Genomic DNA, 12,203 nt, shown 5'->3' with positions numbered 1-12,203 from the left:
TGGATCCGTGGGCGGCAGCGACCGAGGAGACGGTGCAGTGACCGGCATCACCACGTCCGGTGAGAAGAACCTTCGACTCTTCTCCGGCCGGGCCCACCCGGAGCTGGCGAGCGAGGTGGCCGAGCAGTTGGGGACCGAGCTGGTCCCGACCAAGGCCTTCGACTTCGCCAACGGGGAGATCTACGTCCGGTTCCTGGATTCGGCGCGTGGCGCGGACTGCTTTGTGATGCAGAGCCACACTGCGCCGATCAACCAGTGGATCATGGAGCAGCTGATCATGATCGATGCTCTGAAGCGGGCCTCCGCCCGGAGCATCACGGCGATCCTGCCCTTCTACGGATATGCGCGCCAGGACAAGAAGCACCTGGGCCGGGAGCCGATCTCGGCCCGGCTGGTGGCCGATCTGCTGCGGACGGCCGGTGCGGACCGGCTGATGGCGGTGGACCTGCACACCGCGCAGATCCAGGGCTTCTTCGACGGCCCGGTGGACCACCTCTTCGCGCTGCCGATGCTGGCGGACTACGTGGCGACCCGGGTGGCGCCGGAGCGGCTCACCGTGGTGTCGCCGGACGCGGGCCGGGTGCGGGTCGCGGACCAGTGGTCGGACCGGCTGGGCGCCCCGCTGGCGATCATCCACAAGCGGCGCGACCCCAACGTGGCCAACAAGGTGATGTCGGCCGAGGTGGTCGGTGATGTGCGCGGCCGGGTGTGTGTGCTGGTCGACGACATGATCGACACGGCGGGCACCATCTGCGCGGCGGCGGACGCACTGTTCGACAACGGCGCGGCCGATGTGATCGTGGCCGCCACCCACGGTGTGCTGTCGGGTCCGGCGGCGGACCGGCTGAAGAACTCCCGGGTGAGCGAGTTCGTGTTCACCAACACCCTGCCGACTCCGGCCTCGCTGGAGCTGGACAAGGTGACGACGCTGTCCATCGCGCCCTCGATCGCCGCGGCGATCCGCGAGGTCTTCGAGGACGGTTCGGTGACCAGCCTCTTCGAGGGCGTGCACTGACACCTCCCGCCGGCACCTCCCGCTGGGTCGACCCGCCGCCGGCATCCGCCGGCGGCGGGTCGATTTCGTGGTGGAGCGGCTGGCGGGTAGACTCGTGGGGTTGCTCGGCGAGGGAAGCCGTACGGCTCGCGAGGGCTTTGCTTCCGTGATCGACGCGCTGCGGTTTGCGATATCCGTACGTGCTGCCGCCGAGTGATCTGCCCCGAATTTCCGAGGGTGTGGTCCCGGCGGCTTTCTGTTGTTCCGTCCGCACCCCGCGTATGCCACGAGGAGTGCTGTCGTGTCCGAGGTCCGTCTTGCCGCTGAGCCCCGTACCGAGTTCGGCAAGGGTGCTGCCCGCCGCGCCCGTCGCGCCGGCCTGGTCCCCGGTGTCGTCTATGGCCACGGCCAGGCGCCGGTCCACCTGAACCTGCCGGGCCACGACCTGATGATGGCCCTGAAGACCCCGAACGTGCTGATCTCCCTGCCGATCGAGGGCAAGAACGAGTTCGTGCTGCCGAAGGCCGTGCAGCGTGACCCGATCAAGGGCAACCTGGAGCACGTCGACCTGCTCCTGGTGAAGCGCGGCGAGAAGGTCACCGTGGAGATCCCGGTGCTGACCGAGGGCGAGCTGGCCCCCGGCGGCAACCTGCTGGAGCACGTGCTGAACGCTCTGCCGGTCGAGGCCGAGGCCACCCACCTGCCGGAGAACGTCACCGTCTCCGTCGAGGGCCTGGAGGCCGGCTCCTCCATCCACGCCAAGGACATCGTGCTCCCCAAGGGCACCACCCTGGCCGTGGACGAGGACGCCGTGGTGCTCCACGTCGTCGCCGCCCAGGTCGAGGCCGTCGCCGAGGAGGCGGAGGAGGGCGAGGAGACCGCCGCCACCGCCGAGGGCGCCGAGGCCTGATCCAGGGCCGCGGACTGCGCTGTCCACCGCTGCCCCGGCCCGCTTCGGCGGGCCGGGGCAGCGGTGCGTCCGGACGGGGTGGCAGGGTGCGGCGATGATGGTCCGAGGGCGGTCTTCGATGTCGGGAGCGGAGCAGACGATGAGCAGCGGTGGCGACGGGTACACGGGTCCGTGGCTGGTGGTGGGCCTGGGGAATCCGGGCGACCAGTACGCGCGCAACCGGCACAACGTGGGCTGGATGGTGGCGGACCTGCTCGCCGAGAGGGTCGGCGGCCGGTTCAAGGCGCACAAGAGCCGCAACCAGGCGTTGGAGGGCCGGCTGTCGGGTCAGCGGGTGGTGCTGGCCAAGCCGATGTCCTACATGAACCTCTCGGGCGGTCCGGTGACCGCGCTGCGGGACTTCTACAAGGCGCCCGCGTCCGCGCTGGTGGTGGTGCACGACGAACTGGACATCGACTTCGGTGTGCTGCGGCTGAAGCTCGGCGGCGGCGACAACGGCCACAACGGGCTGAAGTCGATCACCAAGTCACTGGGGCCGGACTACCACCGGGTGCGGTTCGGGGTGGGCCGCCCACCGGGCCGGATGCAGGTGGCGGACTTTGTGCTCAAGGACTTCTCGGCGGCGGAGCGCAAGGAGCTGGACTGGTTCGTCGACCGGGCGGCCGATGCGGTCGAGGCATTGATCAGCGAGGGCCTGGAGCGCGCCCAGCAGTCGTACAACTCCTGAGGCAACTCCTGAGGCAACTCCTGAGGAGCCGGGTGCGGGCCCGGGGGATCCCGCGGTCGCCCGCGGGGCACCAGGAGGCATCGGCACTGGTGCACGGGGGTCTCCCAGCGGTAGCGTGCGGCGCCGTGGAGCCGGAGGGCGGGGGCTGTCGGCATCTGGTCCTTTCGTGTCGAGTCCTCGGGAGTGCGCATGGTGGCGAAGACGGCCGATCGAAAGGCTGTGGCGGCCCGCGTGGTGGCCAGAACGGCGGCGACCCCGGCCGGCCAGCGGGTGGCCGCCTCCCCGCGCTTCAAGGGGCGGCGCAGCGGCATACGCCGGGCGGGCGAGCGGATGGTGGGGATGGCCCTGCTGCTGCGCCTGCTGCTGGTCTGGGGGGCGGTGCTGGTGCTGCTGGGAGCGGCCGCGTGGGGGAGCTGGCACAGCAGCCAGGACGCGGTGCTCGGCGGCCGGGAGCGCGGCACGCTGACCGTGGACTCCTGTGACCCTTCGGTGTGCCGGGGGACCTTTGTGCCGACGGGCACGGACGGCGCCTCGCGAGTGGTGACCATCAGCCGCTCCGCCGCGCGGGACGGGGGCAAGGCGGGGGAGCGGCTCGCGGTGGCGATCCGGCCGGACACCTCGGATGCGGTGCGCACCGGCTGGGCGGGTGTGCTGCACGGCTGGATCCCCTTCGGCGGGGCGCTGCTGCTGGCGTCCGTGGTGCTGGGTGTGGCGCTGCGGATGCGGCGTACGGCGTGGGTCGGGGCGGTGCTGGGGGTGGCGCTGCTGTCCGGTGCCTTTGTGCTGAACTCCGTCAGCTGAGCTGATGAACAATCAGTTGTGCGGTACTGCACGGCCCTTGATCGTGCAGGGGATGTGAGCGACGTCGCCGAAGTGTTATCGGACGGCCGCGCGGGGGGTGGCGTCCGGCTTCGGTTGGTTGGGGTGGCTTTGGGGGCCCGGTCTGGCGGATTTGCCGTGTCTGCGGCGAATTGATTTCGCGCATGGGCCTGATGACGATGGTGATGTTCCTGGGCCGGGCGTGCTCAGAGCCGCCCGCTCGGGTCTGCCGCTGCCGGATGCCGCCTGATCACGCTGTCCGCGCCCCGTGTCACCGGATTCAAAGGGGTGCGTGTGTCCAAGTCGGGGCGCAACCGTGCGGCGCAGCTTCTCGGTGCTGCGGCGCTCACCACGACGGCCGTCCTGAGTGGCGCGGGCGCGGCGTGGGCCGACTCGGCGGGTGCGGCGCCCGGCCCGAGGCCGAGTGTTGCCCCGGCCTCTGCGCCGATGGCGCCGCTGCTGGCGGACACCGGCAGCCGGGGCACGGGTCTGCTGGTCGTCTATGCGGGCCTGCTGGTGGCCGCCGGCGGAGGTGCGCTGTGGGCGGTGCGGCGCCGCGAGGAGCAGGCCGGCTGACCTGGAGGTCCTGAGGCCGGAGTGACCGAATCGTTGTCCTTCACAATTGTGGAGCAACTGTGGATATGCGGTCACTTTGGTTTCCGTGCGACTTGATTGGCGTCTCGAGGCACGACAGATTCTCAGACGATCCAGCCGCTCGGCTCGACGGTGACGGAGCGGCCTCAGGCCCTCACGCCGGATGCAGCGGCTCTCTCATGCCGATTCTTGGGGTCGTTCATATGCGTAGACGTCCTGCCCTCCTGTCGGCGGTCCTTGCCGTGCCGACCGCCGCCGCTCTCTTCCTTGCGCCCGTCGCCCATGCCACCGACAAGGGGCATGGCGGCAACGGCGGCAACGGCAACGGCGGGAACAACGCCAACGGAGGCAACAACGGCAACGGAGGCAACAACGGCAACGGCGGGAACGGGAACGGCGGGAGCAACGGCAACGGGGGCAACGGCAACGGCGGCCCCGCCGGGAACAACGGGACCGTCAAGATCCATGACGCCGTGACCGGCGACGAGTACGACGAGCGGAACCAGCCGAAGGTCTGCACCTTCTACCTCGACGCCTTCGGCTTCGACAACGGCCAGAACGTCATCTGGTGGATCGAGGACGACCCGAGCCCCACCGGCCGGGACGCGGCCGAGGGTCTGATCCAGACCGACACCTCCGGGCATGTCGTCACCGATGACATGCGGCTGCCCGACGGCCACTACAAGCTGTACTGGGTGGTCCAGGGAGACAACGGCAACGACCCGGGCGACTATCGCGAGGCCAAGCACAAGGTCTTCAAGGTGGACTGCTCCGACGAGCAGCCGACCTCGCCGGCCCCGGACACCTCTGCACCGGATGAGACCTCGCCGGCCCCGGGCACTTCTGCGCCGGACGCGACTTCGCCCGCGCCGGACACGTCCGCTCCGGATGAGACTTCGCCGGCGCCGGACACCTCTGCTCCGGACGAGACCTCGCCGGCCCCGGACACCTCTGCACCGGACGCGACTTCGCCCGCGCCGGACACCACCTCTCCCGCGCCGACCTCCTCGGCCCCGGGTGAGAGCGCGGCTCCGTCCGACTCCACCCCGCCGCCGGTCGCCACCGCTCCGGTGCAGACGCCGCCGGCCACCAGCACCCCTGTCCCCGGCGGCCCCGATGTGACGCCCACCGCCACACCGACCGGCAGCTCCACTGCCTCGGCCGTTGCCGCGAACGGGGACCTGGCTGAGACCGGCAGCAGCGGTACTGGCATGATGGCCGCCATCGCGGGCGGGCTCGCGGTGCTCGGCGGTGCGGTGCTGTTCTTCGCCCGTCGGGGCAAGGCTGCTCGTCACTGACTGAACTGACGTATCGTCACAGGAGTTCCGTCCGCGCCGCTTTTCGGCGCGGACGGAACCCTTACCCGTTGGTCGTACCCATTGACAAGTGTCTCTGAAAACGTGAACGATTCGTGATGCACCTGGGTCCCGTGTGACCGCGTGATGCTGTCGAGCCCCGGCCTACGCCGCCGATGCGCCGCTCCGCCCGCGCTTACCGCCCGCCCAGGGTCCGCAAACTCATATAAGGGGAACGTGTGTCCATATCACTCCGCGTCAGCCCGACGCGCCTGCTGAGCGTCGGCGCCGCTGCGGTCGCGCTCACTGTGGCGGGCGCCGCACCCGCGCTCGCCTGTGCGCACGGTACCGGCCAGGGCGGCGACAACTGGGGCAACCACCCCGTCAATCTGCACCCGCACCCGGGCAACCACAGCGACGGCGACGCCTGCCAGTTCTCGCTGGACGACGGCAACACCTGGTCCTCCACGGTCAAGGTGGACGACCAGACCCTGAAGCCGACCGCGGACGGCAAGGTCCACATCAAGGTCAAGGCGGACTGGGGCACCTGCACCGTCTCGCTGGCCTCGTACATGACGCACGGTCCGACCTGGGAGACCTCCGGTCTGCAGACCTTCGTCGACTTCGACTCGGTCAGCGTCGGCGAGGGCACCAACTTCAAGACCGACACGCTGAACGTCATCGTGCCGGACGCCGGCTGCTTCGCCCAGGTGGACCTCTACAAGGGCAAGACCCAGTACGACGGTCAGCCCGGCCTCAACCACGGGGACCTGCCCAACGGTCCGGACCACGCGGTCATCAAGGACCAGCTGATCTCGTCCTGGAACGGCGGCACCAAGGACTGCACCCAGACCCCGGGCACCACCGTGGGCGGCACCACCACCGGCGGTGACACCACCACGGGTGGCGACACCACGACCGGCGGTGACACCACCACGGGTGGCGACACCACGACCGGCGGTGACACCACCACGGGTGGCGACACCACGACCGGCGGTGACACCACGACCGGCGGTGACACCACCACGGGTGGCGACACCACGACCGGCGGTGACACCACGACCGGCGGTGACACCACGACGGGTGGCGACACCACGACCGGCGGTGACACCACCACGGGCGGTGACACCACGACCGGCGGCACCACTGGTGGCACCCCGTCCACCAGCGCCCCGGCCTCCGACTCGCCCAGCGCCTCCGCGTCGGCGGTCCCCAGCCAGTCCGGCTCGGTCGCGCCGACCGCGGTCTCCGCCTCGTCGGCTGTCGCCGCCGCGTCCACCGGTGGCGCCGCTCTGGCGAGCACCGGCAGCAGCGGCACCGGCACGATGGCCGGTCTCGCGGGTGCGCTCGCCGTGATCGGCGGCGCGGTGCTGTTCTTCGTCCGTCGCGGCCGTACGGCCCGCCACTGACGCCGGATCACCACCCGTACACGGCGAAGGCCCGTCCGCATCGCGAGCAGCGATGCGGGCGGGCCTTCCGCCGTTTCCGGCCGGGGGTGTCAGCCGGTGTTGCGCAGACCGGCCGCGATGCCGTTGACGGTCAGCAGCAGCGCCCGGGAGACCAGCGGGTCCTCCTCGGCGCCGCGGGCGGCGTCCTCCCGCTGCCGGCGCAGCAGCGCCACCTGGAGGTAGGAGATCGGGTCCAGGTAGGCGTCGCGGACGTTGAAGGTCTGCTTGAGCACCGGGTTGTGGTCCAGCAGCTCGTTCTCACCGGTGAGGCGCAGCACCTCCTTGAGGGTGAGGTGGTGCTCGGCCTCGATGGCGGTGAAGACATGCCGCAGCTCGTCCGGGACCAGCTGCTCGACATAGTGGCGGGCGATCCGCAGATCGGTCTTGGCCAGCGTCATGGCGACGTTGGACAGGAAGTTGCGGAAGAAGTGCCACTCGCCGTGCATCTCGTCCAGGACGTCGCCCAGACCGGCGTCGCGGGCGGCGGCGAGGCCGGAGCCGACGCCGAACCAGCCGGGGACGATCTGCCGGGACTGCGTCCAGCCGAAGACCCAGGGGATGGCCCGCAGGCCGTCCAGACCGGCGCCGGAGTCGGGGCGGCGGGACGGGCGGGAGCCCAGGTGGAGGGAGGCCAGCTGGTCGACCGGGGTGGAGGCGAAGAAGTACTTCGGCAGGTCCGGGTCCTCGACCAGCTTGCGGTAGGCGGTGTGGGAGGCCCCGGAGACGGTGTCCATGCAGGCGTCCCAGCGGGCGAGCTCCTCGGCCGACTGGCGCGGTGCGGTGTGCAGCGCGGAGGCCTGCAGGGTGGCGGCGACGGTGAGTTCCAGGTTCTCCCGGGCGAGGGAGGGGATCAGGTACTTGTCGGAGATCACCTCGCCCTGCTCGGTGACCTTGATCTCGCCGTCCAGGGTGCCCCAGGGCTGGGCGAGGATCGCCTCGTGGGAGGGGCCGCCGCCGCGGCCGACGGTGCCGCCGCGGCCGTGGAAGAGGCGCAGCCGGATGCCGTACCGCTTGGCGACGTCGCGCAGCCGGCGCTGGGCGCGGTGGATCTCCCACTGGGAGGTGGTGATGCCGCCGAACTTGGAGGAGTCGGAGTAGCCGAGCATGACCTCCTGGACATCGCCGCGCAGCGACACCAGCAGCCGGTAGGAGGGGTCGGAGAGCATCTCGTCGAGGATGCGGTCGGCCTGCTGGAGCTCGTCGGTGGTCTCCAGCAGCGGCACGATGCCGATGCGGGCGACCCCGGCGTGCAGGTCGATCAGCCCGGCCTCGCGGGCCAGGACGGCCGCGGCGAAGACGTCGTCGGCGCCCTGGCACATGGAGATGATGTAGCTCTCCACGATCTCGTCGCCGAACCGCTCGAAGCCCTCGCGGATGGTCTGGAAGACACCGAGGGTCTTCTGGCCGGCGGCGTCCAGCGGCGCCGGGGTGGGGGCGAGCGGGCGGCGGGACTTCAGCTCGCGGGCGAGCAGCTTCTGCCGGTAGTCGCGCGGCATGTCCTCGTACCGCCAGGCCTCCTCGCCGAGCCGGTCGAAGAGCTGGCCTAGGGCGTGGTGGTGGGCGTCGGCGTGCTCGCGGACGTCCATGGTGGCCAGCTGCAGGCCGAACGCCTCGACGGTGCGCACGGCGCGGGCCAGGCGGCCGTCGGCGATCAGTCCGCCGCGGTGGGAGCGGAGCGACTCCTGGATCAGCTTGAGGTCGGCGACCAGCTCACCGGTGCCCAGATAGTCGCGGCCGGGCTGGTGGGCGGTGCCGGCGGCGAGCCGCTTGCGGGTGTTGAGCAGCTTCTCCCGGACGCAGGTGGCCTTCAGCCGGTAGGGCTCCTCGGCGTTCATCCGCTTGTAGCGGGGGCTGAGCTCGGGGAGCGCCTCCAGGTCGGCGGCGAGGGAGTCGAGCAGCTCGGTGGAGGCGCCCGCCAGACGGACCGAGGTGGAGAGGGTGGCCCGCAGGTCGTCGACGGTCTCCAGGGCGTCCTTGATCCCGTACTCGTGCTGGAGGATCAGGACGTCGCGGGTGACGGCCGGGGTGACGTTGGGGTTGCCGTCGCGGTCGCCGCCGATCCAGGTGCCGAAGGTGAGCGGTCGTACGCCCTCGGGGACCGTGACGCCGACCCTGGCCAGCTCCTCGTGGAGCTCCTCCAGGACCTCGGGGACCGCCTGGCGGTAGAGCTCGTCCAGGTAGTACACGGCGTTGCGGGCCTCGTCGGCCGGCTCGGGGCGGGCGATCCGCAGCTCGTCGGTCTGCCACAGCAGGTCGATGACCTCGGCGAGGCGCCGGTCGGCCTGGCGGCGGGCGGAGCTGTGGCGGGCCGGGTCGGCCTCGGCGAGGCCGGAGACGGTGTGCTGGCGGTGGATCTTGTCCAGCAGCTCGGCGATACGGCGCAGCTTGTTGAGGACGCTGCGGCGGGCGGCCTCGGTGGGGTGCGCGGTGAAGACCGGGCGTACGGCGAGATGGGCGAGGGTGTCCGCGAGGTGCTGCGGGTCGGTCCCGGCGAGGCGGTCCGCGGTGCGGGAGATGGTGGAACCCTCGCGGGTGCGCTGGACCGACAGCTCACGGCCGCGGTGCACCTGCTCGGTGACATTGGCGAGCTGGAAGTAGGTGGAGAAGGCGCGGACCAGCTTGGCCGCGGTGTCCAGATCGGTCTGCTCCAGCAGCTGGGCGGCGGCCTTGCCGTCGGTACGGGTGAGGCGGCGGACCTCCTCGACCAGGTCCAGCAGTTCCTGGCCCTCCTGGCGGACCAGGGTCTCACCCAGCAGGTCGCCGAGGCGGCGGATGTCGGCGCGCAGCGCGGCGTTGGCGGCGAGTGCGGTTTCGTCGGCGGTGTCGTGCTCTGCCGCGGGGCGGTCGGCCGGGGTGGGGACCGGTGCGGTCACGGCGGGCTCCCTTTGCTCACGGTTACGGCTACGGGACGGTGTGGGCACGGCCGTGGTCTCCGCGGAGGGCGGCAGGCCCGCCCTGGTGGGCGGCGCCTGCCCGGCGCGGGGTCCTCGGCCGAGTCCGGAGGTGCAGGCCGGGGCGGAGTGCTCCGCCGCAGCCGGTGCGGACCGCGCTGTCCGACGCGACCCAGCATAGGTCGCCGGGTCGCCGGGCAGCCCGAGGAGGCCGCATGGCGGACACGGCGCGCCGGGCCGCCGGGGCGGTCGGGGTGCGGGCGGGGCGGGTTGCGGTACGGGAGGCGAGCCGGCCGGCGGGGACGCCTACGCTGGAGCCCATGAGCATGTCGACGGGGGAGGACGCAGAGCGGGGTGAGGTGCCGGTACCGGCACCACCGGCCGCGGGGCGTTTCGAGGGCGGGCGGTCGCGGGCGCGTACCGGCCCATGGTGGTGGGCACGGCGGCGCAGTATGGCGCTGGACGTGCTGGTGGCCGCCGCGGCGGCGGTGGAGTGCGGGACCGGCGCGGCGGCGTTTGTCGCCGGGCGGATGCACTGGCACGGCGTGCTGCCGGTGGTGGCCTTCGTCCTGGGGGCGCTCGCCGGCGCGACCCTGGTGGTGCGGCGGCGGTGGCCGGTGGTGCCGGTGGTGGCGGCGCTGGTGTTCGTTCCCGGCATGGTCGGCGTGGTGCTGCTGGTGGTGTCGCTGTACACGCTGGCGGCCTGCCGGGACTGGCGGGCCCGGCGGGCGACGGTGACCGCGCTCTCCGCGCTGGTCTTCGTGGAGACGCTGGGGATGGTGCTGGTGGCCTTCCTCGGCGATGCGGGCGCCGACGGGCAGGTGCCGCCGCGCTGGCTGCTGGGCTTCCTGGCGGTGCTGGTCTCGGTCGGGCTGACGGTGCCGCCGCTGGTGCTGGGCCTGTATGTGGGGGCGCGGCGGCGGTTGGTGGAGTCGCTGCGGGACCGGGCGGAGGGCCTGGAGGCGGAGCTGGGGCTGCTCGCGGAGCAGGCGCAGGAACGGGCGCGGCGGGCCCGGATGGAGGAGCGCACCCGGATCGCCCGGGAGATGCACGACGTGGTGGCGCACCGGGTGAGTCTGATGGTGGTCCATGCGGCGGCGCTGGAGCGGATCGTCGCCAAGGACCCGGAGCGGGCGACGGAGAGTGCCCGGCTGCTGGGCGAGGTGGGGCGGCAGGCGCTGGACGAGCTGCGGCAGATCCTCGGCGTGCTGCGGATGTCCGAGGGGGAGCCGGGGGCCGCGGCGGTCCGGAACGGCGGGGCCCTGGTGCCGCCGCAGGTGTCGCCGGCCGGTGCCGAGGCGGCGGCCGGGCCGGGGCTGGCGGATCTGGTCCGCCTGGTGGAGCAGTCCCGCTCGGCCGGGCTGCCGGTGCGGCTCCAGGTCAGCGGGGCGAGGCGGGCGTTCTCGGCGCAGGCGGAGCACACCGTGTACCGCGTGGTGCAGGAGGCGCTGACCAATGCGCACAAGCACGCGCGGGGGGCGGAGACCCTGGTGACGGTGGCCTATGTGCCCAACGGAGTGCGGGTCACGGTGGCCAACGCCTGTCCGGGGGAGCGGCCGCGACCGGACGGCGAGCCGCCGCTGCCGGGCAGTGGCAACGGGCTGCTGGGGATGCGGGAGCGGGTCGCGGCGCTGGGCGGCACCTTCGCCGCGGGCGAGGCCGAGGGCGGCGGGTTCCGTGTGGAGGCGGTGCTGCCGTCGCGGCTGGCGGTGCAGGCCGTGCCGCTGTTGGGGGAACGGGCCGAGTCGGCCTGAGTCGGCTGCCCGGCCCGGTTGAGCAGCCGGGCCGGGCAGTGGCGGGGACCGCGTGCGCGGGCCCCGCCCCGCTCCTTCGGCCGGTGCGGCGGCGCGTGCCGCCGGGTCGGACGGTGGGGCTTTGGGGCCCTGGGGGCGGGGGACCGGGCGGTGGGTCCTCAGGCGGTGGAGATCGTGCCGCCGACCGTCTGCTGGAGCGCCTGCAGGGTGGCGCCGTCCGCGCCGACCGCCCAGCGGTCGCCGACCAGGAAGCTGCCGCCGCCGAGGGTGGCCTGCAGCCACTGCTGCTGGTCGTTCTGGCTGGCGAAGGTGGTGACCGCGAAGCGGGAGCCCTGCCGGGTGGTGCAGGTGGTCTGCTTGATCTGCTGGCCGGCGGGGGGCGCCGCGGCGGTGCAGCCGGTGGCGGCGCCGAAGCCGCTCAGCGCCACCGGGGCCCTGCCCGCCGCCTGGCTCTGCCCTGCGGCCTGCCCGGCGGGGACGTTGGGGACGCCCTGCATGGTCTGCATACCGGCCGGCCACTGCTGGCCGGAGGCGTTCTGCACGGCGCCCGGGTTGGCCTTGCTGGCGCTGCCCACATGGTTGCTGGCGGTGCAGGCGACGGCCGAGCTCAGCAGGACGGTCACGGCGACGACTGCACCGGCTGCGGCCCGCGGGTGCACGGCGGGCATGCGGCGCGAAGCGGTCGGACGGTTCATGGGGGTGCCTCCCGGGGCGGTTGCTGCGGGGCCGGTGCTGTCCGCCGGGGGGTACGCCGGGAGGCGGCGCGCGGTT

Annotated in this window: 10 protein-coding genes; 8 read left to right on the top strand and 2 right to left on the bottom strand. The window is 72.4% G+C overall.

Annotated elements, in window-relative coordinates; translation table 11 throughout:
• Positions 1 to 37: 37 nt before the first annotated feature.
• From AB0761_RS16110 to AB0761_RS16080, 7 genes are all read left to right on the top strand, one after another.
• On the top strand, positions 38 to 1,015 hold the full coding sequence (locus tag AB0761_RS16110) for a ribose-phosphate diphosphokinase (RefSeq protein ID WP_377269711.1): 978 nt from the start codon (positions 38 to 40) through the stop codon (positions 1,013 to 1,015).
• A gap of 280 nt (positions 1,016 to 1,295) precedes the next feature.
• The gene (locus AB0761_RS16105; RefSeq protein WP_377269710.1) at positions 1,296 to 1,904 is read left to right on the top strand and encodes a 50S ribosomal protein L25/general stress protein Ctc; all 609 of its coding nucleotides are present in this window, start codon (positions 1,296 to 1,298) and stop codon (positions 1,902 to 1,904) included.
• A 139-nt stretch (positions 1,905 to 2,043) separates the two neighbouring features.
• Positions 2,044 to 2,631: an aminoacyl-tRNA hydrolase gene (gene pth / locus AB0761_RS16100; protein ID WP_377269709.1), complete on the top strand. Its 588-nt coding sequence runs from the start codon at positions 2,044 to 2,046 to the stop codon at positions 2,629 to 2,631.
• Between the two features lie 189 nt (positions 2,632 to 2,820).
• Positions 2,821 to 3,432, top strand: a complete 612-nt coding sequence (locus AB0761_RS16095) for a hypothetical protein (protein WP_377269708.1) — start codon at positions 2,821 to 2,823, stop codon at positions 3,430 to 3,432.
• 312 nt (positions 3,433 to 3,744) lie between these two features.
• Positions 3,745 to 4,026, top strand: a complete 282-nt coding sequence (locus tag AB0761_RS16090; protein WP_377269707.1) for a hypothetical protein — start codon at positions 3,745 to 3,747, stop codon at positions 4,024 to 4,026.
• Positions 4,027 to 4,247: 221 nt separating this feature from the next.
• Positions 4,248 to 5,342 (top strand): LPXTG cell wall anchor domain-containing protein, encoded by a 1,095-nt coding sequence (locus AB0761_RS16085; RefSeq protein ID WP_377269705.1) that lies wholly within the window; start codon positions 4,248 to 4,250, stop codon positions 5,340 to 5,342.
• 236 nt (positions 5,343 to 5,578) lie between these two features.
• Positions 5,579 to 6,748, top strand: coding sequence for a hypothetical protein (locus AB0761_RS16080; RefSeq protein ID WP_377269704.1), 1,170 nt, complete (start codon positions 5,579 to 5,581; stop codon positions 6,746 to 6,748).
• An 89-nt stretch (positions 6,749 to 6,837) separates the two neighbouring features.
• Here the strand turns inward: AB0761_RS16080 and ppc are convergent, their stop codons facing one another.
• Entirely contained in the window at positions 6,838 to 9,573 is a 2,736-nt protein-coding gene (gene ppc, locus AB0761_RS16075; RefSeq protein WP_377274146.1) for a phosphoenolpyruvate carboxylase, read from the bottom strand.
• Between the two features lie 425 nt (positions 9,574 to 9,998).
• Between ppc and AB0761_RS16070 the strand changes: the two genes are divergently transcribed.
• Entirely contained in the window at positions 9,999 to 11,432 is a 1,434-nt protein-coding gene (locus AB0761_RS16070) for a sensor histidine kinase (protein ID WP_377269703.1), read from the top strand.
• Between the two features lie 158 nt (positions 11,433 to 11,590).
• Here AB0761_RS16070 and AB0761_RS16065 read toward each other — a convergent pair whose 3' ends face one another.
• Positions 11,591 to 12,127 (bottom strand): hypothetical protein, encoded by a 537-nt coding sequence (locus AB0761_RS16065; RefSeq protein ID WP_377269702.1) that lies wholly within the window; start codon positions 12,125 to 12,127, stop codon positions 11,591 to 11,593.
• Positions 12,128 to 12,203: the final 76 nt, after the last annotated feature.

The sequence above is a fragment of the Peterkaempfera podocarpi genome (assembly GCF_042466665.1).
Taxonomy (GTDB): domain Bacteria; phylum Actinomycetota; class Actinomycetes; order Streptomycetales; family Streptomycetaceae; genus Peterkaempfera; species Peterkaempfera podocarpi.
This window is presented reverse-complemented; position numbering and strand designations above follow the sequence as displayed.